This is a genomic window from Thioclava sp. 'Guangxiensis' (assembly GCF_045348365.1).
Taxonomy (GTDB): Bacteria; Pseudomonadota; Alphaproteobacteria; order Rhodobacterales; family Rhodobacteraceae; genus Thioclava; species Thioclava kandeliae.
The window spans coordinates 625,001-648,387 of sequence record NZ_CP155823.1; the positions used below are offsets into that span (position 1 = coordinate 625,001).

At 60.6% G+C, this 23,387-nt stretch carries 19 protein-coding genes and 1 pseudogene (1 of these 20 cut by a window edge); 8 read left to right on the plus strand and 12 right to left on the minus strand.

The window, feature by feature from the left end; genetic code table 11:
* A pseudogene (locus ABEB22_RS16330) lies at nucleotides 1-87 on the plus strand (IS3 family transposase); its annotated part reaches 636 nt to the left of the window's first position; the annotation flags it as partial.
* A 486-nt stretch (nucleotides 88-573) separates the two neighbouring features.
* On the opposite strand, the gene ABEB22_RS16335 reads toward ABEB22_RS16330, so the two are convergent.
* The 8 genes from ABEB22_RS16335 to ABEB22_RS16370 all read right to left on the minus strand — a co-directional run bounded on the left by ABEB22_RS16335 (nucleotide 574) and on the right by ABEB22_RS16370 (nucleotide 8,931).
* Nucleotides 574-1,410 carry a sugar ABC transporter permease gene (locus ABEB22_RS16335; RefSeq protein ID WP_349295434.1) on the minus strand — a complete coding sequence of 279 codons (837 nt, stop codon included), beginning with the start codon at nucleotides 1,408-1,410 and terminating at the stop codon, nucleotides 574-576.
* A 58-nt stretch (nucleotides 1,411-1,468) separates the two neighbouring features.
* Nucleotides 1,469-2,737, minus strand: a complete 1,269-nt coding sequence (locus ABEB22_RS16340) for an ABC transporter substrate-binding protein (protein WP_339114802.1) — start codon at nucleotides 2,735-2,737, stop codon at nucleotides 1,469-1,471.
* A 61-nt stretch (nucleotides 2,738-2,798) separates the two neighbouring features.
* A complete protein-coding gene (locus ABEB22_RS16345) occupies nucleotides 2,799-3,947 on the minus strand; it encodes a Gfo/Idh/MocA family oxidoreductase (RefSeq protein WP_349295435.1) in 1,149 nt (382 codons plus the stop codon).
* Nucleotides 3,944-4,993 carry a sugar phosphate isomerase/epimerase gene (locus ABEB22_RS16350; RefSeq protein ID WP_349295828.1) on the minus strand — a complete coding sequence of 350 codons (1,050 nt, stop codon included), beginning with the start codon at nucleotides 4,991-4,993 and terminating at the stop codon, nucleotides 3,944-3,946. The genes ABEB22_RS16345 and ABEB22_RS16350 overlap by 4 nt, the downstream gene beginning before the upstream one ends.
* 11 nt (nucleotides 4,994-5,004) lie before the next feature.
* A complete protein-coding gene (locus ABEB22_RS16355) occupies nucleotides 5,005-6,177 on the minus strand; it encodes a Gfo/Idh/MocA family oxidoreductase (RefSeq protein WP_349295436.1) in 1,173 nt (390 codons plus the stop codon).
* Complete coding sequence (locus tag ABEB22_RS16360; RefSeq protein WP_349295437.1) at nucleotides 6,174-6,938, minus strand: sugar phosphate isomerase/epimerase; 765 nt, start codon at nucleotides 6,936-6,938, stop codon at nucleotides 6,174-6,176. Before ABEB22_RS16360 ends, ABEB22_RS16355 begins: the two co-directional genes overlap by 4 nt.
* 26 nt (nucleotides 6,939-6,964) lie before the next feature.
* Nucleotides 6,965-8,071 (minus strand): ABC transporter ATP-binding protein, encoded by a 1,107-nt coding sequence (locus tag ABEB22_RS16365; protein ID WP_349295438.1) that lies wholly within the window; start codon nucleotides 8,069-8,071, stop codon nucleotides 6,965-6,967.
* A gap of 2 nt (nucleotides 8,072-8,073) precedes the next feature.
* Nucleotides 8,074-8,931, minus strand: coding sequence for a carbohydrate ABC transporter permease (locus tag ABEB22_RS16370; RefSeq protein WP_349295439.1), 858 nt, complete (start codon nucleotides 8,929-8,931; stop codon nucleotides 8,074-8,076).
* A 184-nt stretch (nucleotides 8,932-9,115) separates the two neighbouring features.
* On the opposite strand from ABEB22_RS16370, the gene ABEB22_RS16375 reads away from it, so the two are divergent.
* From ABEB22_RS16375 to ABEB22_RS16400, 6 genes are all read left to right on the plus strand, one after another.
* Nucleotides 9,116-10,177 carry a LacI family DNA-binding transcriptional regulator gene (locus tag ABEB22_RS16375; protein ID WP_339114796.1) on the plus strand — a complete coding sequence of 354 codons (1,062 nt, stop codon included), beginning with the start codon at nucleotides 9,116-9,118 and terminating at the stop codon, nucleotides 10,175-10,177.
* 229 nt (nucleotides 10,178-10,406) lie between these two features.
* A complete protein-coding gene (locus ABEB22_RS16380) occupies nucleotides 10,407-11,705 on the plus strand; it encodes an MFS transporter (protein ID WP_350938969.1) in 1,299 nt (432 codons plus the stop codon).
* 173 nt (nucleotides 11,706-11,878) lie between these two features.
* Nucleotides 11,879-13,132 (plus strand): FAD-dependent oxidoreductase, encoded by a 1,254-nt coding sequence (locus ABEB22_RS16385; RefSeq protein WP_349295440.1) that lies wholly within the window; start codon nucleotides 11,879-11,881, stop codon nucleotides 13,130-13,132.
* Nucleotides 13,133-13,345: 213 nt separating this feature from the next.
* Complete coding sequence (locus ABEB22_RS16390; RefSeq protein WP_339114794.1) at nucleotides 13,346-13,999, plus strand: ATP-binding cassette domain-containing protein; 654 nt, start codon at nucleotides 13,346-13,348, stop codon at nucleotides 13,997-13,999.
* The gene (locus ABEB22_RS16395; protein ID WP_349295441.1) at nucleotides 13,983-15,878 is read left to right on the plus strand and encodes a capsule biosynthesis protein; all 1,896 of its coding nucleotides are present in this window, start codon (nucleotides 13,983-13,985) and stop codon (nucleotides 15,876-15,878) included. Before ABEB22_RS16390 ends, ABEB22_RS16395 begins: the two co-directional genes overlap by 17 nt.
* Before the next feature lie 130 nt (nucleotides 15,879-16,008).
* On the plus strand, nucleotides 16,009-16,809 hold the full coding sequence (locus ABEB22_RS16400) for an SseB family protein (RefSeq protein WP_339114792.1): 801 nt from the start codon (nucleotides 16,009-16,011) through the stop codon (nucleotides 16,807-16,809).
* Nucleotides 16,810-16,880: 71 nt separating this feature from the next.
* Here the strand turns inward: ABEB22_RS16400 and ABEB22_RS16405 are convergent, their stop codons facing one another.
* The 3 genes from ABEB22_RS16405 to ABEB22_RS16415 all read right to left on the minus strand — a co-directional run bounded on the left by ABEB22_RS16405 (nucleotide 16,881) and on the right by ABEB22_RS16415 (nucleotide 20,531).
* Nucleotides 16,881-17,813, minus strand: coding sequence for an MYG1 family protein (locus tag ABEB22_RS16405; protein ID WP_349295442.1), 933 nt, complete (start codon nucleotides 17,811-17,813; stop codon nucleotides 16,881-16,883).
* 70 nt (nucleotides 17,814-17,883) lie between these two features.
* Nucleotides 17,884-19,185, minus strand: a complete 1,302-nt coding sequence (locus tag ABEB22_RS16410; RefSeq protein WP_339114790.1) for an FAD-binding oxidoreductase — start codon at nucleotides 19,183-19,185, stop codon at nucleotides 17,884-17,886.
* Nucleotides 19,185-20,531 carry a glutamine synthetase family protein gene (locus ABEB22_RS16415; RefSeq protein ID WP_349295443.1) on the minus strand — a complete coding sequence of 449 codons (1,347 nt, stop codon included), beginning with the start codon at nucleotides 20,529-20,531 and terminating at the stop codon, nucleotides 19,185-19,187. Before ABEB22_RS16415 ends, ABEB22_RS16410 begins: the two co-directional genes overlap by 1 nt.
* A 78-nt stretch (nucleotides 20,532-20,609) precedes the next feature.
* Here ABEB22_RS16415 and ABEB22_RS16420 point away from each other — a divergent pair, with 78 nt between their 5' ends.
* Entirely contained in the window at nucleotides 20,610-21,302 is a 693-nt protein-coding gene (locus ABEB22_RS16420) for a GntR family transcriptional regulator (RefSeq protein ID WP_339114788.1), read from the plus strand.
* Between the two features lie 68 nt (nucleotides 21,303-21,370).
* On the opposite strand, the gene ABEB22_RS16425 is transcribed toward ABEB22_RS16420, so the two are convergent.
* Nucleotides 21,371-23,287 carry a methyl-accepting chemotaxis protein gene (locus tag ABEB22_RS16425; protein WP_349295444.1) on the minus strand — a complete coding sequence of 639 codons (1,917 nt, stop codon included), beginning with the start codon at nucleotides 23,285-23,287 and terminating at the stop codon, nucleotides 21,371-21,373.
* Nucleotides 23,288-23,387 lie beyond the last annotated feature (100 nt).

Genomic DNA, 23,387 nt, shown 5'->3' on the forward strand with positions numbered 1-23,387 from the left:
GTGATGATCGCGCGGCTTCTGCGGTCGCTGAACTACGAATGCGTCTATCTGAACGCGTTTGAGACAGGCACCCCAGCTCGCAGCGGCACTGGGAAGCGGATGATCTCCTAGATTACCAAGAGCCCCCATTCGACGCTCGATGCCCCCCAAAAGCCCATCAAGGTCTCGATTGGAAGGCGGCAGCATGACCTATAGGCAACCTCAGCGCCGCCGAAAAACTGTCCGGGAAATGGGGACCACTTCAGCACCACCACCGCATTATCATGCCCATTACGCGCCCGATAATGGGGTTCGAAGCCTTTTGCTCAGCCGCCGCCACTTGCGCTGGCGTGGGACCGCGCACATCCTCCCTAAAGGGCAGATAGCGTGATGAGCCCTACGCATTCCAGATCATCGCGGCGCTCGCAGGATAAGCATATCCAAGCGAGGGGCGTTTCGAGCCAAGCCGTATTTCTTGCGACACAACCATAGGTTCTGACATATCCGCTCCCCTTATGGATCGTTTCAGCCGCACGATGGCCCAGAGATACCGACGGGGGCGGTTACAGCATCAAGGCCCCAGCACAGCTTCTTTCAACGTTTCCGAATATAGACAACGTATATCCATGGCGCGATGGCAATCGCGACAGTCACGAGCATAACAGTGGCGGCTGCGGACGCGAATGCGATGTTCGAACGCAGGAACAGGAAGTCCATGATAAATTTCGCAGGAACATCGGTCGCCATTCCCGGGCCACCATTCGTGAGTGCCACGACCAGATCGAAGGACTTCACTACACCCAAGCCGAGAAGGACAACTGCCGTAACGACAATGGGACGGAGTGTGGGCAGCACGATGGAAACGCAACCACGCCAGATTGGAATCCCGTCGACTTTGATCGCTTTCCACAAATCAGGATCCACGCCACGCAATCCCGCAAGCATAAGCGCCATAACAAGCCCTGCCGATTGCCAAACTGCTGCGAGCACGACCGCATAAATCGCCTTGTCCGGATCAACCACCCAATCAAAGCGGAAAGACGTCCAGCCAAGGTCGTTCAGAGTCTTCTGGATACCAAGGGTAGGATCCATCATCCAACGCCAGACGACACCTGTAACGATAAAAGATAAAGAATAGGGATAGAGATAGATGGTCCGGATCGTGCCTTCCAATGCAATCTTGCGGTCCAGTGCGATGGCCATCAATGTGCCCAGAACAAGACTGGCGACTACGAAAAGCACGCCAAAAACCAGCATATTATCAACCGAGTTCATCCAGCGCGAGGCATGGAAGAGACGCTCGTATTGCTTGCCTCCCGCAAAGACCATTTCTGGCACGAGTTTTGACGGTGTGAAGGAAATGCCGACGGTCCAGATCATCGTGCCGACATAGGCGGCCAGCACGATGATCCAGGTGGGCCAAAGAGCCATGGCGGCCCTGCTTGGGCGAAAAATGGGGGTTATCATTCGAGCCGCCATGGAACTATCCTTATTCTGCCGTCATTTCGATCGCATCGGTGAGCGATGCCGCAAAGTCCTCGGCGCTCATCGAAGGCGTATTCCAATATTCCGAAACGGCATCCTGAATGGCCCCGACGCGGTCAGCGCTCGCACTGATCTCGGGTCCTGCAACCTGCATGGACGGATCCTGCATGGCTTTATATCCTTTCGAGGCACAAGCATCGAGCGAGCTTCCATCCGCGTCGAGCCGTGCCGGGATACCACCCTTCACTTTGTTAAATGCGACCTGAACCTCGGGGGACATCATGGTTTTGACCAGCAAATCATCAACGGCTTTCTTGTCCTGTCTCTTGGCAGCAGGCAGCACGAAGACATCGCTGCTGATGACAAAGTGGTCTTTTCCACCAAGGCCGAGAAGACACTCGTAATCCTTCCCTGCCTCGAGGCCAGCTGCGGTAAACTCGCCCTTGGCCCAATCGCCCATGAACTGCATCGCAGCCTTGCCCTGAATGACCATGGCCGTCGCGTCATTCCATTTGCGGCCGGGCGATCCTGCGTCGATATAATTGGTGAGGCGTTTGAAGTCCTCGGCAAAAGCCTTGAATTCAGGTGAGTTGATCTTGTCGGTATCGCCATCGACCAAGATCGCATTGTAAAGGTCGAGATCGCCACGGAACATCATGACCTGATAGAACAGCTCGAGCGTTTGCCACGCTTCACCGCCATGCGCGATGGGTGTAACACCTGCGGCTTTGAGGGTGTCGAGCATCGGGAAGAAGCCGGACCAATCCTCGGGCATCGTCACCCCCGCATCAGCCATGACCTTTTTATTGACCCAGAGCCAGTTCTCGCCATGGTTATCGACCGGCATTGCATAGACCTTGCCATCATAGGACACGGCTTTCAGTAGCGCAGGCGGCAGAGCTTTGTCCCAATGACCGGTTTCGGCATAGCTGCTCAGGTCAGTCAGATAGCCTTTCTGGGCAAGATCGGCAAATTGGGTGCCTGCGTTGAACTGCAGAGCATCCGGAGGATTACCGCCGATGATCGAACTGGTCGCCGCTGCGAGCGCACTCTCGAAATCGGGCACGGCGTTATCGACCCATTCACCGCCATTGGCGTTGAAATCTTTGACCATCACCTGCAATGCTGACGCCTCGGAGCCGCTAGTCCACCAATGCATGACCTGTGCCTTGACCGGATCGGCATGAGCGGGGGTAACAAGGCAGAACGCGCTCAACGCGATACCGGAGGTAAGCCCCGAAAGTGACCGTGACATGTTCTTCTTTTTCATCATGTTGTTCCCTGTTGATGTATTTTGGTATTTTGGCAATCCGGCCATATGGCCGGACCGGTTTTTATGCGTCGGCCGAGTGGAGGAGCACTCTGCTGCCATCGTTCTGGGCAGATTGGACCGCCGCGAGAATAAAGCGCATGCCTTCAAGACCTTCGACGATGCCTGGAAGGTCCGGAGAAGGCGTTCCTGTCTCGAAGGCAAGGATCTTGTCTGCCGCCTCGCGATAGAGCGTGGCGAACGCCTCGAGATATCCTTCAGGATGGCCGCCCGGTATGCGGGTCGCCGCCGTAGCGGCCTCGCCGATCCCGTGCCCACCGCGGATAAATGTCTGGGCAGGCCCATCCAGCGGTCTGAAGGACAGACGGTCTGGCTCTTCCTGTAGCCATTCGATGCCGGCCTTTTCACCATAGACCCTCAGCCGGAGCCCGTTCGCATGTCCACTGGCGACCTGACTTGCCCAAAGCATCCCGCGCGCTCCACCTTCGAAACGCAACATGACCTGCGCGTCATCATCGAGGCTTCGTCCGGACACAAATGAACTGAGCTCCGCACGAAGGCTCTCGGGACGCAGCCCCGTCACGAACCGCATCAGATGGTATGCATGCGTGCCGATATCCCCGATCGCCCCGCCGAGACCGGCGCGCGCCACGTCAGTCCGCCATTCCGCACCTTTCACGCCCTGCCGCTCGACATTGCGAGCAAGCCAGTCCTGCGCATATTCAACCTGAACCACGCGCAGCGGACCTAAGGCATTCTGGGTCACCAGCTCCTGTGCATGCCGCACCATAGGATAGCCCGAATAGTTATGGGTCAGGACAAACAGGCGCCCCGCCCGTTCCAGAACCTCGTATAGGGCTTGCGCATCTTCGTAGGTGCTGGCCAAGGGCTTGTCGCAGATCACATGGATACCTGCTTCGAGAAACGCGCAAGCTACCGGTACATGCAGGTGGTTCGGCGTAACAATCGACACGACCTCCACACCATCGGGACGGGCAGCTTCCTTTCGGGCCATATCACGATAATCGCTATAGCTGCGTTCGGGAGCGATGCCACATTCCACGGCGGAGGCCGCCGCGCGGGCGGGGTCCGATGAGAGCGCACCTGCGACGAGATCGAAGCGGTGGTCAAGGCGCGCGGCCATGCGATGGACACCACCGATAAATCCGCCCGCGCCGCCCCCTACCATACCCAGTCGGATCCGGCGGCTCATGAAGAAAGCCCCAATAGTCGCCGGTTGGCTGCGGCATCGGTTCCTGCGGCCGCAAAGTCATCAAAGGCGCGATCTGTAACGCGGATGATATGATCCGCGATAAAGCGCGCCCCTTCCGCGGCGCCATCCATGGGATGTTTCAAGGCGCATTCCCATTCAAGCACGGCCCAACCGTCGAAGCCATATTGTGCAAGGCGCGAGAAGACGGCTTTGAAGTCGACCTGACCATCTCCGGTCGAGCGGAAGCGGCCCGCTCTCTCGACCCAAGGCGCATAGCCCGAATAGACACCCTGACTGGCGGACGGTACAAACTCGGCATCCTTGACGTGGAACATTCCGATACGCTCGTGATAGCGGTCTATGAACCCTAGATAATCAAGCTGCTGCAAGACGAAATGGGAGGGGTCGTAAAGGATCTTGGCACGTTGATGCCCACCCACACGGTCGAGGAACATCTCGAACGTATAACCATCGAAAAGATCCTCTCCGGGATGGATCTCGTAACACAGATCCACTCCCGCAGCATCGAACGCATCGAGGATCGGGCGCCAGCGCGAGGCGAGTTCGTCAAAGGCTTCCTCGATCAGTCCCGCAGGACGCTGCGGCCATGGATAGAGATAGGGCCAAGCCAACGAACCAGAAAATGTCGCATGAGCGTCTAGTCCCAACCGACGGCTGGCCTGTGCTGCCAGCATCAGGCTCTCGACAGCCCATGCCTGCCGTGCGGCGGGGTTGCCACGCTTTGCCGCAGGAGCAAAACCATCATAAAGCGTGTCATAGGCAGGATGCACTGCCACAAGCTGGCCCTGAATATGGGTCGAGAGCTCGGTGATTTCCAAGCCATGATCCGACAACAGCCCTTTCACATCATCGCAATAGCTGTCCGAGCTGGCCGCAAGGGCCAGATCGAAGATTGCCGGATCTCCGGTCGGGATCTGCAGGCCCTTGAATCCAAGGCCAGACGCCCATTGCGCCAGACCGGTAAGGCTGTCGAACGGCGGCTCGGCGCCGATAAACTGCGCCAAAAACAGGCCCGGTCCTTTCATCGTGCGTGGGGTCACGGGAGCACCTCCACGGATTGCGCTGCACGGAAGGTTATGGCCTCCTCGGGTGTAAAGGCTGCGGGCCGCTTGGGGCGGCTATTGATATAGAGGGAGCGTCCTTCAATGGCTGCCGTCTCGATGGCGAGCATAACCTCAAGCACATGCCGTCCGAATTCGGTATCACAGCGATGTGCGCGTCCCTCAGAAATCGCGCGGGCCATTTCCGCAAGCCCTAGCCCGCGATAGCAGGAGAATGGAAACTCGCCCAGCCACAGACGGTTATTGGCCCCGAAAGCGCGGGTCGATGTATCTATCTCGGTGAAGCCCCCTACAAGATCGCCCTGCGCGATGATTCCGCCAAAATCATTGGGATCGCAAATCCGGAGCGTGCCTTTGGTGCCGTGCAACTCGATCGGGCGTAGATCAGAATTTGCGACATCCCAGCTTGCGAGGAAGGTAATCTCGGCGCCGCTCTCGAAGCTCAGGAGGGCATTGAGCGTGGTGAAGGTCTCGACAGGAATGCTCTGCCCCTTGAGAGGGCCGTCGGCCGTGACCAGACGTGTGCGCCGGCCGATCCGTCCACTGGCCTGAACCCGCGTGACCGGCCCGAGCATATTGACGAGTGACGCAATGTAATAGGGGCCCATGTCGAGAACAGGACCACCGCCTTTGCGGTAGAAGAAGTCTGGCGAAGGGTGCCAGTCTTCCATCCCATGCGACAGGACGGTGGCAAGACCGGTGACCACCTCACCGATTGTACCCGCATCAACGAGAGCCCGCGCTTGTTGCTGCGCGGGGCCGAGGAACGTGTCCGGCGCAGTACCAATCCGCAGGCCACGCGCAGCGGCTGCGGCCTCCATCGCATCGACCTCGGCTAGGCTAAGCGCCAGAGGCTTTTCGGTATAGACATGTTTGCCCGCATCGAGGATGCGCAAGGAGGTCTCGGCATGCACGGCAGGTATGGTCAGATTGAGAATGACATCGAGGTCATCACGCGCCAGAAGTGCGTCGACCTCCATCGCCTCGATGCCGTATGCCGCAGCTTTGGACCGCGCCGCCTCGGGGCGCAGGTCTGCGCAGGCGATGTAGTCGATGTCTTGCAAGAGCGGTCCATTTGTAAAATAGGTATCGGAGATATTTCCACATCCGATTACCCCGACGCGCAGAGGTTTAGTATTCTCTCTCACACTGCAACTCCGTCGAGTTGGCGAACGGCTGCAGAGCTTTGGGTCGCGAAATCGAGCCAGTCTTTCGGTTCGTCATGTTCGAGAATTGCAAGACGTGCGCCAGTTTTGGGAAGCATCGCCCACACAGCAGGCCAGTCGACGATGCCTTGGCCGACATTGGTCCAGCCATCCTGATCGAGGTTCTGGCCTTCGGGCGCGATATCCTTGACGTGGACGGCAATGATGCGCTCGGCATAACGCTCGATCCACATGAGCGGGTCCCCCCCCGCGCGCACGACCCATGCAACATCGAGTTCCAGCGCGCAGCCTGCCTCGTTCATGATGACTTCGATCGGCATCGTGCCACAGGGCAAAGGCTCGAATTCGAACTCGTGGTTATGCCATGCAAAGATAAAGCCTCCCGCGCGCATCTGGTCGCCAACCGCAAGAAGGCGCGCTGCAAGGGCTTGCCACCCTGCCAGGTCGACCGGGCGGTCTTCGGGCTCGAGCCAAGGCGCGATAATGGTTTTCATCCCCAATCGACGGGCGATCTCGATGGCACGGGCAGGTTCTGCTTCGAGCATCTCGAGGTCGAAATGCCCGCTAAGTGCTGTCATGTTGTGCTGAGCTAGAATGGAATGCAGCCCGTCCAGATCTGCATAAAGCTCGCCAAAAGGCTCGACATTGGTGATCCCCATAGCTGCCAGTTCGGCAAGCTGGGTGTCGAGTGAGTCAGACGCGCGGGCGGTATAGAGCTGGAACGAAAGAAGCGGAGAAGTCATGATTTTTCCTGACGGATGGAAGTAGGTTACAGGCGCTGGCCTGATTGGGTATCGAAGAGGGAGGCACGTACCAGATCGGGCTGGAGGAAGACCTGTGTGCCGAGAGCAGGCAAGTGTTGGCCTTGTGCGCTGCCCAAACGAAGCGAGAGCTGGGTGCCGTTGGCGGTCGTGGCCCAGATGATGGTCTCCGAGCCAAGTGGCTCGATCAATGTGACCTCTGCCTCTAATGATCCGGCGGTGCCTTCTGGACAGAGCACGAAATCTTCGGGGCGTAGGCCTAATGTTGCGGGGCCGGTAAAGGCGAGAGGCGCGCTCGAGATCCGATCAAGATCAAAACTCATGCCAGCCGTCGTGAAATGAGGTCCCTGCGGTCCGGAGGAGATCTCGCCTTCAATAAAGTTCATCTTGGGAGTTCCGAGGAACCCGGCAACAAAGAGATTTGCAGGGCGGGTATAGACCTCGGCTGGAGGTGCCAGTTGCTGGATCTTGCCGTCCTTCATCACCGCGATGCGGTCTGCAAGCGTCATGGCCTCGACCTGGTCATGAGTGACATAGATCATCGTATTGCCAAGCGACTGGTGAAGGCGCTTGATCTCGATGCGCAGATCTGCACGCAGTTGCGCGTCGAGATTAGATAGCGGCTCATCAAAAAGGAAAACATCCGCCTTACGGACTAGAGCACGCCCGATGGCTACCCTCTGACGCTGTCCGCCGGACAGATCGGCGGGACGACGTTTCAGGAGGTGTTCGATTTGTAGGAATTTGGCAGTGTGGTTCACGCGTTCGGCGATCTCTGCCTTGGCCATGCCACGGATCTTTAAGCCGAAGCCCATATTCTGCGCGACGGTCATCCGCGGATAGAGCGCATAGGACTGGAAGACCATGCCGATACCGCGATCTTTCGGCTCGGCGCGCGTGACATCCTGACCGGAGATCATGATCTTGCCTGCGGTTACCGTGTTCAGCCCCGCTATCGCATTCAACAGCGTAGATTTCCCGCAGCCAGAAGAGCCAAGGAGCACAAGAAACTCGCCCTCGGCGATGTCGAGATTAAGCCCGTCGAGTACGTGCATCGTACCATAGGTCACGCGCAAGTCGCGGATCGAAACAGAAGTAGTCTGAGCGTCGAGCATGATTATCCTTTCACGGCGCCGGCTGCGATGCCGCGGACGAACCAGCGGCCGGACAAGAGATAGATTGCAAGGGGAACGAGGGCCGTCAGGATCGTCGCGGCCATGTGGACGTTATAGGGATGCTCACCCATGCGTGTATTAACGAGACCAATCAGCTGGACCGTCATCGGCTGGTTGCCCTGACCGGCAAAGATGAGACCGAAAAGATAATCGTTCCAGATGCCCGTCGCTTGCAGAATGACCGTCACGACGAGGATCGGCACTGACATGGGGAGAATGATGCGCCCGAAAATCTGCCAGAATCCAGCGCCGTCGATCTTGGCGGCATCGAGCAGCACATCCGGCACTCCCGAATAGAAGTTCCGGAAAATCAGGGTCGTCACCGGCATGCCGAAGATCACATGCACCAAGACAACACCGAAGAGCGATTTCCCGAGGCCCAATGAGGCAAAAGACATGGCGAGAGGATAGATGAACAGCTGGTAGGGAATGAAGGCGCCGATCAGCATGATAGCGAAGAGTACTTCTGCTCCGCGGATACGCCAGAATGCCAGCGCATAGCCATTAATTGCCCCTAGCAACACGGAAAAGAAGACACTCGGGACCGTAATAATGACCGAGTTCCAGAATCCAGTACGCAACCCCTCGCAGTGAAGCCCCGAACAGGCGTGATTCCATGCCTGATCCCATGCAGCGAAGCTCGGGTGCTGGGGGAGCGCAAAGATAGAGCTATTGCGGACCTCAGCCATATCCTTCAGCGAGGTCACACCCATCACATAAAGAGGAAGAAGAAAAAAGAGCGCGCTGAGGAGAACAAAGATCCACAGCCCCCATCTGCCGGTGTTCGATGCCTGCTCCATTAGACTCGACCATGGTTTATGAAAACGTTTTCATTGCATGTCGGGTGATATGATCTGCTCAGAGGCATTTTACTCGTCTTTACCTGTCGGGATAAGTGATCTTTTATAATCTTATTAAAACGTTTGCATTGCACGTTTTTAAAGTCAATATAGTTTTCAAGCTAGATTTCAGGAGGCAAGAATTATGGTATCGGCGGTCCGACCAAAGGGCATTGTGACTATCGCCGATGTGGCAAAACTTGCTGGAGTTTCAAATGGAACCGTGTCGCGTTTCAATCATGAACCCGAGCGTGTGAGCCCCGCCACACGCGACAAAATACAGGCGGCCATAGAAACATTAGGATATTCCCCCAATATTCTCGCCCGCAATTTCCGGACCGGTAGCACAGGCGTGATTCTAGTCCTGACATCCGGGATTGGCGATCCGTTTTATGGCGACGTTATCAGCGGCATCGGACGTGTCGCCCGGTCCAAGGGCTACACGGTACGAATTGAGGAACTCTACGATGGAACACCGTTGAGCAGCAACGATCTAAGCAGTTTCATCTCGTCGCGCCAAGCGGATGGGATCGTCGTGCTCGGGAGCCCCTGGCCCTTCCGTCATTCTGAGCGTGACGCCGGAGACGCAAGCTATGCGATCGTGGTTTGCGGCGAAACATCCGACCCCGAACTTGCCCGCTATCCGCGTTTTCAGATCGACGGCCGTTCGGCTGCGCATGAAATGACCCGCTACTTGATCGGGCAAGGACATTACCAAATCGGATTTCTGGGGGTTGCGGGAGCGACAGTGCCTCTTGTGGAACGCGAGAACGGCTATAAGCTGGCCATGAAAGAGGCGAATATAGAATTGTCGCCTGATTGGATCGCCGACGCTGGCGTAACAATCGAAGAGGCACGTCGCGCTACGACTGCACTTTTGCACACGCAGAAGAAACCGACGGCAATCATCTGCGCAACCGATGACATCGCGCTAGCTGCGATGGCGGAAATCCACGCCCAAGGGCTGGTCGTCCCGCGCGACATCTGCGTAACAGGTTTTGATGACACTCGATATGCCGCGATTGCCAATCCGCCTCTGACCACAGTCGCGCAACCACGCGAGCAGATCGGGGAAAACGCGGTTTATAAACTCATCGACATGATGAACAACAAACCTGCACCTCTCCGAGAGGAACAACGACAGTATATCCTACCGCATCGTATTATATTACGAGGGTCTTCTCAGGTTTTGGCCGGCAAGACCTAAAGGACTGCGCCTTTCAACGCTCGGCCCACGCTACACTGACTTTCAAACCGGACCACTCGAGCAGGGCAGATCAGCTCCGCAGGTCCTATCAGCCACCGCTATAGGCGCGTGTCTGACAGGATGTATGTGCACATGCTCACAAATAAAGGGGTTACAGCAAAGCTTTCATTGCGATAGGCCGCGCAAGTTGGCAATTTTGCGAACAATAAACACTGGAATAAGAAATAAAATGTCGGACATATCATCAGCCAATGGCTTCGCCGACGCGAATACCTCTGCCACCAACTCGGCGGGCAAGGTGTTGCTGGCCAGCCTGATCGGGACCACGATCGAATTCTTTGACTTCTACGTCTATGCGACCGCCGCCGTGCTGGTCTTCCCCACGCTGTTCTTCCCCAACAGCGATGGTATGACCGCCCTTCTGGCCTCTTTCGCGACCTTCTCCATCGCCTTCTTCGCGCGTCCCCTGGGCGCCATCGTCTTCGGCCATTTCGGTGACCGTATCGGGCGCAAGGCCACACTGGTCGCGGCGCTGCTGACGATGGGCATCTCGACCGTCATTATCGGTCTCCTGCCCACCTATGCGCAGATCGGCGTCGTCGCGCCACTCCTGCTGGCACTCTGCCGGTTCGGTCAGGGCTTCGGTCTGGGCGGCGAATGGGGCGGTGCCGTGCTGATGGCCACCGAGAACGCACCGGAAGGCAAGAAGAACTGGTATGGTATGTTCCCGCAACTGGGCGCACCCGTCGGGCTCTTCCTGTCCTCGGGCCTCTTCTGGGTGCTTTTGCAGTTCATGCCCAAGGAGCAGCTGCTGAGCTGGGGCTGGCGTATCCCCTTCATCGCCTCCATCGCGCTGGTGGTCATCGGCCTGTGGGTGCGTCTGTCGATCACCGAAACGCCTGCCTTCCAGAAGGCTATCGAGAAGAACGAGCGCGTGGCCGTGCCGGTATTCGAGCTGTTTGCCAAACACAAACTCTCGATCTTCCTGGGCACCTTCGTGGCTATGGTGACCTTCGTGCTGTTCTATATCGGCACCGCTTACCTGCTGTCCTATAATGTCAAGGTGCTCGAGATCCCGTTCACCGACGCGCTGGTGATCCAGCTCTGGGGCGCGGTGATCTTCGGTCTGACCATTCCCTGCGCGGGCCTGCTGGCCGAGCGGTTCGGCCGCCGCGAGGTGCTGATCGTGACGACCCTGCTGATCGCCGCCTTCTCCTTCCTCGTGCCCGTGCTGATGGTGGCCAATGAGGGAGCGATCCTCTTGTTCGTGACGCTGTCGATGATCCTGATGGGCCTGACCTACGGGCTGATCGGCACGGCTCTGGCCGCGCCCTTCCCGACCCGTGTGCGCTATACCGGCTCCTCGGTGACCTTCAACTTCGCCGGTATCGTGGGTGCCTCGCTGGCCCCCTATGCCGCGACCTGGCTGCAGTCGAATTACGGGCTGGCCTATGTGGGCTACTACATGGCCGCCGCTGCCGTGATCACGCTGGCCTGTATCTTCGCCATCGGTCGCGAGAAGATCTGAGGCAGGCCGCATCGCTGTCCGAACTGCCCCGGCCACTGGCCGGGGTTTTTCGTGGCGCCCTGCCGCCGAATTAGGCAGGACAGCTCTGGCCCCAACAAATCCGCCCCTTCCTCCTAGACATCGCAAAACGGGCCTGCGCATGTGGCAGGAAAGCAATCACAAGGCCCTCTCCCATGTCCATGACCTCGCTATGGTATGCCACAGGCCCCGCAGGCCCCGCCCTGCCGCAGCTGGAGGAGAGCCTGAAAACGGATGTGCTGGTGATCGGTGCAGGCTTCCAGGGTCTCTCGACCGCGCTGCATCTGGCCGAGGCCGGCACCTCCGTCGTGCTGCTCGAGGCGCATGAGCCGGGCGAGGGCGGCTCGGGGCGCAACGGGGGGCAGGTCATCCCCGGGCTCAAGGACGACCCCGACACGCTCGACCGCCTCTTTGGCGAGGACACCACCGAATTTGCCGGCTCGACGGCCACGGTTCTCTTCGATCTGGTGGAGCGCCTCGGGCTCGACTGCGATGCCGAGCGCACGGGCTGGATCCAGACCGGTGACAAACATGTGCTGATACCCGCGCTCAGACAGCGCATGTCCGAATGGAAGGCGCGCGGCGCCGATGTGGACTGGCTCGATGCGGGCGAGATGGCCGCCTATACCGGTAGCACGCGGTTCAAGGGCGGCTGGCTCGACCGCCGCGCAGGCCAGATCCATCCGCTGAAACTGGTGCGCGCGCTGACCGCTGCCGCATTGGCTGCGGGGGTGAAGATCTGTGCCCGCTCGCCGGTCACCGGCCTCACGCGCAAGGGCCACTGGGTGGCCAGCCTGCCCAATGGCAGCACCGTCACCGCAGACCGCGTGCTGACGGCCACCAACCGCTATACCACGCCCGAACTGGACCCCGATCTGATGCGCGCCACCCTGCCCGCCAATAGTTTCCAGATCGCGACCCGTCCGCTCAGTGCCGAGGAACTGACCCGCATCCTGCCCCATCGCACCCCCGTCTCGGAAAACCGCCGCGTGGGCACCTATTTCCGGATCGGGCCGCAGAACCGGCTGATGCTGGGCGGGCGCGGGGATTTTGCCGATCCACAGGGCCCCGCGCGATTTGCCATGATCCAGCGCGAGGTCGAATGGCTCTATGGCAAGGGATTGGAGATGGAGCATTACTGGTTCGGCGCCGTCGCCATGACACGCGATCACCGGATGCGGATCTTTTCGCCCGAGACCGGCCTTCTGGCCGCCACTGGATTCAACGGGCGCGGGGTCGCGCTCTCGACGGCCTTGGGCAAACGGATTGCCGAGCATTTCCTGACCGGTCGCACCCTGCCGATGCCGGTGCAGAAGACGGTCACGAGAATGCCTCTCTACGGGCTGCACCGCGTCTATGGCACGCTGGCAATCGACTATTACCGCCTGCGCGACAGGCTCGACCGTTAAGCGCGAACGAATCGCGCCCTTACGAAAAGCACTGCCAGAAACCACCCTATAATCCCCAAAACAGAAACAATGCCAAAGTCTTGCCGCATATTTTCTGGTTAACCCGACATAATCTTGCCCGATTGTGATCATAGGAGCTTTGTTAACGACGTTAGGCTAGTTGTATGACAGGGCCTGACGTCCCAGAGCGTCACAACCAGGGGTGGGAGGGAAATGCTCGAATTCGAAAATGTCAGCAAGTCCTTCTGGACGGGCAAGCAGCGCAAGGTCATCCTTGATCGCGCGAGCTTCCGTGTGGAGCTGGGCAACTCGCTCGGCATCCTCGCCCCCAACGGCACCGGCAAGACCACCATCATCAACATGATGGCAGGGCTCGAGAAACCCGATGAGGGCGCGATCCGGCGCAGCTGCCGTGTATCCTTTCCGCTGGGCTTCATGGGCGGGGTCGTCGGCAAACATACCGCCCGCGAGAATGCGCGCTTCATCGCCCAACTCTACGGGCTGGACCCCGATTACGTCGAAGCCTTCTGCCGTTGGCTCTGCGGGATCGCCGAATATTTCGATATGCCCGTCGGCACCTTCAGCGCAGGGATGAAATCCCGTTTCACCTTCTCGCTGCTCCTCGCGCTCGAATTCGACATCTATCTGATCGACGAGGGCATGCCCTCCACAACCGATGTGGTCTTCAACCGCAAGGCAGGCACCATCCTGCGCGACAGGTTGCAGAACTCCACCGTCATTGTCGTCTCGCATCAGGCCGAGACATTGGAAAAATTCTGCCGGACTGCGGCCGTTCTGCGCGATGGCCAGCTCTATATGTTCGACACTCTGGAAGAAGCGAAGCGGATGTATGACTACACAACCTAGGACCACCAAATACCGCATCCGCCGCCACGAGATCCAGAGCGGCGCCAAGGCCCGTTCCGCGCCACTGCGGGAGGAGCCCGAACGGAACATGCCCGCCCAGAGCCCCGCACAGGCGCCCGCAGCGGACACGGTATCCGGGACGGTGACTGCCACACAGCGCCCCCCCGCCGCGATCCAAGCCCCGCCTGCGGAGCCGCCCGCCACAAAGACCGATCCCGCCAGAGCCGACACCGCACGGAACAGCGCTCCTCGGCGCAATGCGGCCCTTGGCATGATGGGCCAGCCGCCAAAGACAGGCCCCGCACCAGATCCGGACGATCCGGCGGCGATCTTCGAGCAGCATGATGATGGCTTCGGAGATATGAAATTCGCCGATGCCGCCCGCATGCAGGCCGAAGCCAATGCCGATCAGGTTCTCGACAAGGGCGAGAAGACGCTCGACGAGGAAATAGAGGCCATCCGTCGCGAAAGTCTGACCGGCCGCCAGCTGCGCCTTGCCCGCCGCATGGCCCAGAAACACGGGATCGAGGCCACCTCCGATTTCGAGGCGGTGCTATTGCTGCGCCGAAAGGGCATCGATCCGCTCGACCGTTCCAACATCCTGTCGCTGGTCAAACCCGACAAACCGGAGAACCTTCCGGCGGTTGCGGGCAAACGCAGCCTCGCCAGAACCAGCACGATGGCCGTGGCGACCGCCCCGCATTTGCCCGCCGAAGCAATGACCGAAGAACATCGCGCCAGCGAGATCCTCGCCATCCAGCGCGATATTGCCCGCCGCAGGCGGCGCAAGCTGATGCTGCTGGCGACCCGTCTGGCGTTTTTCGTTTTCCTGCCGACGCTCATTGCGGCCTATTACTATTTCGCCATGGCGACGCCCACCTATTCGACCAAGAGCGAATTCGTCATCCAGAAGGCCGACAGTTCGGCCGCAGGCTCCATGAGCAGCCTCTTCTCGGGCACGCAACTCGCCACCAATCAGGATAGTGTGACGGTGCAGAGCTTCCTGCAATCGATGGAAGCGATGAAGCGGCTCGATGAGGAAGAAGGTTTCAAGAAACACTTCCAGCAATCCTTCATCGATCCGCTGCAACGGCTGCCCACGCCCGCCACCGACAAAGAAGCCTACGCGCTTTACAAGAAGGTCGTGAAAATCGGCTATGATCCATCGGAAGGCGTGATCAAGATGGAGGTGATCGCCGCCGATCCCGAAACCTCGACGCGCTTTGCCAAGGCCCTGATCTCCTATGCCGAGGAACAGGTGGACCAGCTGACCTCGCGCCTGCGCGGCGACCAGATGCAGGGAGCTCGCGACAGCTATGACGACGCAGAGGCCAAGGTCCGCGACGCCCAGCAGAAAGTGCTGGAGCTCCAGCAGAAACAAGGGGTTCTGGACCCCGCCTCCGAAGGCAGCCTCGTGATGAGCCAGGTCTCCGCCTTCGAGACCCAGCTCCAGCAGAAACGGCTCGAACTGGGCCAGCTTCAGGACAACCCGAGCCCCAACGCGGCTCGTGTCGCAGGTGTGCAGGGCGATATCAGACGCCTCGAGACGCTGATTGCCAGCCTGCGCAAGCAGCTGACCCAGAATACCGCGACCACCAATTCCATCGCGGCCGTCTCGGGGGATCTGCGCATCGCCGAGGCCGATCTGGCCACCCGCCAGGGCCTTCTGGCACAGGCCGCCCAGCAAATGGAGACCGCCCGTCTCGAGGCCAACAAACAGGTCCGCTATCTGGAGATGGGGGTGCGCCCGATCACCCCGGATGCGCCCACCTATCCGCGCGCTTTCGAGGATACGCTGGTGGCCTTCCTGATCTTTGCCGGCATCTACCTGATGCTGTCGCTCACCGCCTCGGTACTGCGCGAACAGGTCTCGAGCTAGAGACGGCCCAGCACGATGGCAGATCCCGAGCCCCGAAGCCTCGCCACAGGCTTCGGGGCTTGCCATATCCGGCCCTGCGCAATAGGGATTCCGTCAAAACCGTCTGCTGCATCTGCATGAAGGACCTGCCATGACCCCCTATGACCGCGCCCATGCCGCAATGAGCGCCCAGCCCGAAAATGATGCGCTGCGCTTGGCCGTGTATGACCGGCTCGCCGATGCGGAACTGTTCTTGCTGCTGGAAGAAGAGGCCGACGGTCAGGATATCCGCCCTCAGGTCTTCGAGACCGAGGATGGGGCTTTCGTGCTGGCCTTCGATACCGAAGAGCGCATGGCCGAATTCTCCGCAAACCCCATGCCCTATGCCGCCCTTCCGGGCCGGATAATCGCACAAAATCTGGTGGGCGAGGAGATCGGCCTCGGCATCAATCTGGGCGTCGCCGACTCGGCCATGCTCTTGCCGCCCGAAGCCCTCGACTGGCTGAGCGAGACCCTCACCCATAGCCCCGCGCAGGCCACCGGCCGTCCGGTCAGCTTCGACGCCCCCGCCCTGCCCCCCGCGATCCTGGGGCTCCTGCTTCCGGCATTCGAGGCTAAATTCGACCAGCTGATGGGCGTGGCCACCCACGCGCTTCTGGGCGGCGTCACCTATGAGGACGGCCATAAGGGCCATGTCCTGGCCCTGCTCGGCACCCCCGAATCCGCCCGTCCCGCTATTGCAAAGGCCATGGGCGAGGCGCTGACCTTCTCGGGCCTCGACGCGGGCGAGCTGGATGTCACCTTCCTTGATGAAGAAAGCGAGGCCGCCCAGCGGCTCCTGGCCAAGGCGCTGGTCCTGCATCTGCCCGAGCACGAAGAGGCCCCCGCCGCAGAGCCCGAGCCCCGGAAAGGCCCCGGCATGGATCCGGCAAAGCCCCCGATCCTGCGCTAGATCCCGCTTCCAGCGTCGCTAAATATCCCGGGGTGAATTGGGGCCGCAGGCCCCAAGAGGGGCAGCGCCCCTCACACAACCCCGCGGGCCAGCGCATCCTCGACCGCCAGCCGCGCCATCTCCATCACCGCCTCGCGCGAGCTGGCCGCCGCGATGAACCGCCCGTTATGGCAGAATTTCGCGCCCTTTACACCCGAGGCCTCCTCCAGCGCCGCACCATTCAGCCCCGCCCAGTCGGCCGGCAAATCGGCGCGGTTCTCGAACCCCTCATCGAACTTGCGGATAGTGCCCAGGGTCCAGTCCTCGGGCCCGCGCGGCGTCACCACGAACCACAGCTGGTCGGCGCCCGCCTTCACCACTGCCGGACGGAACGGCATGCCCATCGGCAGTTCGAGGATCCGGCCTTCGCCGGCCGCTGCTATCGCCTCCGCCACCATGCCAGCGGCGCGCAGTTTCGCCGCCGAGCGGTTGACCCGCGCCTCGAGGAAGGTCCGCGCAATACCGACAGCCTGCCAGAAGGCATTGATCTCGCCCTCGGGGTCGCGGTCGTCAAACACCGGACGCAGCGTCTCGATCAGCCCCGGCAGGGTCATCGCCTGCAGCGCCCCCGCCTCGGAGACGGACAGCTTGCCGTTATCCACCAGATCTACCGGCATCACGAAGCTGCGGTCCACGCTGGCATGCACCTCGTCCAGATGCTCTTCGGCAATCCCGAACCCGCGCAGATAGTCGCGCCCGAATTGCGCCCAGATGAGCCCGAAGGAACTCAACGGCGCGCCATCCTCGCGCAGGGGCGCCTCGCGCTGATGGTGATCATAGATATTGCGGGCCGCATCAAAATCACCGCCCACATCATAGATCACCCGACCCTCGGCAGGGGTGATCCAGCCCGCATCGCGGGTGCGCACCAGCTCGGCCTGCGGGAAAAGCAGCGTCAGGATAACGGTGGAAAATACCTCATCGGCATGGAAACCGCCGGAATGGGTGACAAGATGGGTGATCATGGGCGGCCTCCAGAAATAACTCTTGGCCGCAGATAGTCAGGGCCTGCGCCAAAACGCAAGCCCAACAAGGTCACCAACCCAGACGGTCGCGGATCTCGTAATACCACGAGCCCAGCACCGAATAGGGCACGCGGAACGTCCGCCCGCCGGGGAACGGGATCCAAGGCAGTTTGGCAAACACGTCAAAGCGGCTTGCATCGCCATTGATCGCCTCGGCCAGAATGCGCCCGAAGGTATGCGATCCGGTCACGCCATGGCCCGAATAGCCATGCGCGTAATAGGTCGCATTCCCCAGACGCCCCATCTGCGGCACGCGCGAGAAGGAGAGCGCGAAATTGCCCGACCACGCATAATCGATCTTCACATCCGACAGCTGCGGGAAGACCTTCATCATATTGCCCCAGAGCTTGGCCTTGATATCCTTGGGGTCGGTTCCGCCATAGACGGTGCCCCCGCCGAAGAGCAGCCGGTTATCGGCCGACATCCGATAGTAATCAAGGATGTAGCGCACATCCTCGATACAGGTATCGGCCGGCATCAAGGCCCGCGCACGGTCCTCGCCCAAGGGCTCTGTCGCCATTACCTGCGTGGACACCGGCATCACGCGGTTTTCCAGATCGGGCACCACATGGCCCAAATAGGCATTGCCGCAGAGCACCAGAATCCGGCAGGTGATCTGCCCCTTTTCGGTCCTGATCACCGGACGCGCCGCGTTGGTATCTACCGAGACCACCGGCGACATCTCGTAAATCGTGCCGCCATTGGCCTCGATGGCAGCAGCCTCGCCCAGACACAGGTTCAGCGGATGCATATGCCCGCCCGTCGGGTCGATCATGCCACCGACATAAAGATCGGTCGCGGCATGCTCGCGGATCTCGGATTTGGTCAGCATCCGCTGATCATTGAGCCCGTAGCTTTCCCAGAGCTGTTTCTTTTCCTCCAGCTCGCGCATATGCATGTCGTTGAAAGCGGCAAACACGTTGCCATCCTTCAGATCGCATTGGATGCCATAGGTCGAGACGCGCTCGCGGATGATCTTGCCGCCCTCGGTCACCAGCCCCGCCACAAACCGCGCGGTGTCCTGACCATAGGATTTGCCGATCTTCTGCAGGCTCGCGTTCAGCCCGTTGACGATCTGCCCGCCATTGCGCCCCGACGCGCCCCAGCCGATGCGGGCGCCCTCGACCACGGTGACCTGATAGCCCTTCTCGGCCAGATGCAGCGCGGTCGAAAGCCCCGAAAACCCCGCGCCAACCACGCAGATATCGGCTTCCTGCGCGCCTTCGAGCGCGGGGCGCAGGGGCGCAGGATTGGCCGAGGCCGCATAATAACTGCCGGTATGGGCACCATTGCCCGCATAAGAAACAGACATCAGACTGCCTCCAGATAGCTGTGGAATTCGAAATCGGTCACATGGCGGGTGAAGCGGCGCAGCTCCTGCTGCTTGCATTGCACGAACATCCGCTTGAGACGTTTGGAGTAGATCTGCTCGATATGCGGTCCGCGCGCAAAGGCGTCGATGGCCGAGGCCCAGTCGAGCGAGAGGTGGTCGAGATCGAGCGAATAGGCATCGCCCTCGATGGGATCCGGCGGCTGCCATTCGCCCTCGATCCCCAGAAGCGCGCCGCCAAGGATGGAGGCCAGCACCAGATAGGGGTTGGCATCCGCCCCCGCCACACGGTGCTCGATCCGCCGCGCCTTGTGGTGCCCGCCCGGAATACGGATCGCGGCGGTGCGGTTCTCGTAGCCCCATGCCACCGACGAGGGCGCATGGCTGCCCGGCAGCAGGCGGCGGAACGAGTTCTCATGCGGCGCGAAGACCAGCGCGTTTTCCTGCATGGTGCGCAACAGCCCCGCCACGGCATGGCGCAGAAGCGGTGTGCCCTCCTCGCCGCCATTGTCGAAAACGTTATTGCCATCCTTGTCGATCAACGAGAAATGCACATGCATCCCCGAACCGGCACGGTCGCCATAGGGCTTGGCCATGAAGGTCGCCGCAAACCCGTGCTTGCGGGTGATCCCGCGCACCAGCCGCTTGAACAGCACTGCATCATCGGCGGCGCGCAGCGGGTCATCGACATGCATCATGTTGATTTCAAACTGCCCTGCCCCGTTTTCCGAGATCGCGGTATCGGCGGGAATGTTCTGCGCACGGCAGGCATCATAGATCTCGTTGAGCAGCTCGTCGAAATGCTGCAACTCATCAAGCGAGAGCGCCCCGTCACTGTCGAGCCGCTTGCCGGTCACCGGCGAACAGGGCGGCTGCGGCGTGGCCTCGCTGGGGTCCACGATATAGAATTCCAGCTCGGTCGCCACCACCGGCGTCAGCCCCAACGCCCTGAACCGCTCGCAGACCCCAGCCAGCGCCCGACGCGGATCACCTAGGAAAGGCGTGCCATCCTCGTTGGCCATCCACAACTGCGCGAAGGCCGCAGGACGCGAGGTCCAGCTGATCAGGCTCAGAGGCCGGCCGGTATAATCCCCGATCCCGTCGGCATCGCCCGTGTCGAACACCAGCTCGGACCCTTCGATATCCTCGCCCCAGATATCCATCCCCAGAAGCGATAGGGGCATCCGCAAGGATCCGTTCTTGACCTTATCGACGTGATCGATGGGCAGGCGCTTGCCCCGCATCACCCCGTTCAGGTCGCAGATACAGGCAAAGACGGTTTCGACATCCGTTTCGCTTTGAAGCTCGTGTTTGACGCGGCTATTCATGATCGCTCCGGCAAAATGTGATAGCATTTTCTCAATTGTGATAGCATTATGTGAGTCTGTCAACTCATGGCACTGCTTATGACCAAAGAAACATCGATCCCCGACCTGCCAATGGAAACCGGCGACACGGTGCAGGACAACTGTTACCGCCGCTTGCGCCATGCGGTGATGCTGGGCCTGATCGCGCCCGGCACACAGCTGACCCTGCGCGGGCTGGCGCTTCAAATGGGCCTCAGCCCGACCCCGATCCGCGAGGCGGTCCGGCGGCTCAGCTCCGAGCGCGGCATCGATGTGCTGGGCAATCGCCGCCTTCAGATCCCGCCGATGACCGCGGGCCGGTTCGAGGAGCTGGTGGCGCTGCGCATCATGCTCGAAACCCATGCCGCCCTGCGCGCCCTGCCCCATATCGCCGACCGCCAGATCGACGCGATGGAGGCCGTTGACCGCGAAATGGACACCGCCCTTCAGGCACAGGATCTGGACGGGCTCACCCGCCTCAACCAAGAATTCCACCGCCTGCTCTATTGCGCCAATCCCGATCAGGCGGCGCAACCGATGATCGAGAGCCTCTGGCTCCAGCTCGGTCCATTCCAGCGGCAGGTCCTGCGCGGCATCACCGACCATTACAAGATCGACCGTCACAAGGAGATGCTCGCCGCCCTGCGCGCCCGCGACGCACAGGCGCTGGTGGCGAGCCTGCGCGCCGATATCACCGATGGCTCCATCCGGCTCGGCCGCCGCGCGCTGGACCTGCCCGAAGACAGCGCCTGACGACATAAGCAAACGGGCCGCAATAATGCGACCCGTTTTCGTAGCGATTGGAGAGGACGGAAAGACGCTCAGGCGACGTGGCGCACCGGCGCCTCGTCGTCGCCCTCCAGGCGGAACACCGACACTTCCTGCTTCAGCGCGACCGTCTCGCTCGACATGGCCTGCACCGCGGCCGAATTCTGCTCGAACATCGCGGCATTCTGCTGGGTCACCTGATCGAGCTGGTTGATCGCATTGGTGATCTCGGCCACACCTGCCGCCTGTTCCGACGCGCCCGCCTCGATCGAACGGACCATCCCGTCCACCTCGCGGATCAGCGCCTCGATCTGGCTCAGCGCCTGCGACGAGCGGTTGGTCTGCTCCACACCCGAGCGCACCTGCACCTCGGAGGTCGACAGAAGCTGCGAGATATCGCGTGCCGCCTCCGACGAGCGCTGCGCCAGCGCCCGCACCTCGGAGGCAACCACGGCAAAGCCGCGCCCCGCCTCGCCCGCACGCGCCGCCTCGACCCCCGCATTCAGCGCCAGAAGATTGGTCTGGAAGGCGATATCGTCGATGACGCTGGTGATCCGGTTGATCTGCTCCGAGCTTTTCTCGATCTCGGCCATCGCCGAGACCGTATCCTGCACCACATGCTGACCGTCACTGGCCGTCTGCAATGTGCGGCCCACTGCCGCCGAGGCATTCCGGGCATTCTCCAGCGCGTTCGACACCGAGGACGACATCTGGTTCATCGCCGCCGCCGTCTCCTCAAGCGAGGCGGCCTGCGTCTCGGTGCGCCGTCCCAGCTCGGAGGAGGCCTGATCGATCTGCATCGTCTCGGCCTCGAGACGGAAGGCGCTCGCGCGGATCGCCCCCGCCATCTGCGCCATATTCTCGATCGCCGCGTTGAAATCGCGCCGCAGCCCTTCATAGGAGTCGGGGAAGGTCTCGCGCAAAACAACCGTCAGATCGCCGCGCGACATGCCCGAAAGCGCCTGTCCCAGCTCGCGCACCACACGCGCCTGCTCGTCCATCTGGCGCTTGCGCTCGTCTTCCGCCGCCTGACGGGTCGCCTCGGCCTCCTCGCGCAAACGGTCCTCCTTCTCACGCGCCTCGCGCTCGGCCACCACCTGCATCTCGCGCAGCTCGGCCTGCTTGTGCATCGCCTCTTCCTCGGCCCGGAACCGCTCGACCTCGGCATCGGCCTGCAGCCGGTCCAGCTCGGCCTTCTCGATCAGCGCCACGCGGAACCCCTCGATGGCGCGCGCCATCGCCCCGATCTCGGATTTTCCATTGGTATAGGGCACCGGCGTTTCGGTATCACCCGCGCCCATGCTCTCCATCCGGCCCTTGATATTGGTGATCTGGCGGACAATGTCCCGCGCGATCAGGCCTGCAACCAGTGCCAGCGCCGCGAGCATGATGCCCATCGTCACAAGGCTAAGAAGACGCAGATGCGCCAGAGAGGCCGTGATATCGGAGACATAGGAGCCGGTGCCGACAATCCAGTTCCAGTCGGGGAACAGCGTCACATAGCCGAATTTCGCCTCCGTCTCGCCGGTCTCGGGATTATTGAAATAATAGATCAGCTTGCCTCCGCCCTCGGCCTGCGCGATCCGTCCCATCTCGGCAAACACCTTGGTGCCCTTCACATCCGTGTAGCCCGCCTGGCTCTTGCCGATCCATTCGGGCTTATAGGGGTGGAACTGGTAGACCATATCGGTGCCGAATCCGAAGAAATACCCGTTATCGGCAAAATGCAGCCTCGACAGCTCCTCGCGCCCCAGCGCCTGCGCCTCGGACAGGTCCATCCTGCCCGCCGTTACATCCCCCTGCAACCGCTCGAGGATGCTGACCGCCGTCTGCGTCACATCGCGCAAATGCTGCTCGCGCATGTCATACGCGTTATCTACCGAGAATTTCAAAAGAAGCTCGGACGTGCCGAACAATGCCAATGCTGCCAAAAGCACGATCCCGTAAAGGCGCGCTTTCAATGTTTTCACCCAAGCCACTTGATACATCCCGTCTGCAAACCAATCGGCCACAAACCTGACGGTATAACCTTAAGAGAAGAAAAACGGGCGTAACCATAACCCCGATATG